A 1,145-nucleotide genomic window follows, 5' to 3' on the forward strand; every position below is an offset into this window, starting at 1 on the left:
CTAGTCGTTTTCGGGGAAGCCGAGGTTGATGCCGCCGTGCTTGGCGGGGTCGAGCCAGCGGCTGGTGACGGCTTTCTCGCGAGTGTAGAAGTGGAAGCCCTGGAGGCCATAGGCCTTGGAGTCGCCGAACGCGGAGTCTTTCCAGCCGCCGAAGGAGTAGTAGGCGACGGGGACGGGGATGGGCACGTTGATGCCGATCATGCCGACCTGGATCTCGTTCTGGAAGCGGCGGGCGGCGCCGCCGTCGTTGGTGAAGATCGCGGTGCCGTTGCCGAACTGGCCGGTGTTGATGAGTTCGACGCCTTCCTCGAAGCTCTTCACGCGCACGATGCCCAGGACGGGGCCGAAGATCTCTTCCGTGTAGGCGCGGCTGGTGGTGGGGAGGTTGTCGATGAGGGTCGGGCCGAGCCAGAACCCGCCCTCGGCGCCTTCTGCCGTGATCTCGCGCCCGTCGACGAGCACGTCGGCGCCGTCGTCGTGGGCGATCTGGATGTAGGAGGCGATCTTGTCGCGGTGCACTTCCGACACGATGGGGCCCATGTCGGGTTCTGCGTGCGTGTCGGTGGGGGTGCCGTCACCGATACGGAGCTTCGCGATGCGCTCCTTCACCTTCTCGATGAGCTGGTCCGCGACGGGCTCGATCGCGAGGACGATGCTGATGGCCATGCAGCGCTCGCCCGCGGACCCGTAGCCGGCGTTGATGGCCTGGTCGGCGACGAGGTCGAGGTCGGCGTCGGGGAGCACGAGCATGTGGTTCTTCGCGCCGCCGAGGGCCTGCACTCTTTTGCCGTTCTTGGAGGCGGTCTCGTAGATGTACTGCGCGATCGGGGTCGAACCGACAAACGAGATCGCGGCGACGTCGTCGTGGTTGAGGAGGCCGTCGACGGCCTGCTTGTCGCCGTTGAGGACGTTGAAGACGCCGTCGGGCAGGCCCGCTTCCTTCCAGAGCTCCGCGAGCCAGATCGCGGCGGAGGGGTCCTTCTCGCTCGGCTTGAGCACGACGGTGTTGCCGACCGCGATCGCGATGGGGAAGAACCACATGGGGACCATCGCGGGGAAGTTGAACGGGCTGATGATGCCGACCACGCCGAGGGCCTGCTTGATGGAGAACACGTCGACGCCGGTCGAGGCGTTCTCGGTGAAGT

Annotated in this window: 1 protein-coding gene; it reads right to left on the minus strand. The window is 66.1% G+C overall.

Features of this window, described 5'->3' with window-relative positions:
* Window positions 1-1,145, minus strand: a 1,145-nt coding sequence (gene mmsA / locus C5E07_RS19055) for a CoA-acylating methylmalonate-semialdehyde dehydrogenase (RefSeq protein WP_104301653.1), incomplete at its 5' end; no start/stop codon positions are given.

Source organism: Pseudoclavibacter sp. RFBJ3, from assembly GCF_002931375.1.
Taxonomy (GTDB): domain Bacteria; phylum Actinomycetota; class Actinomycetes; order Actinomycetales; family Microbacteriaceae; genus Pseudoclavibacter.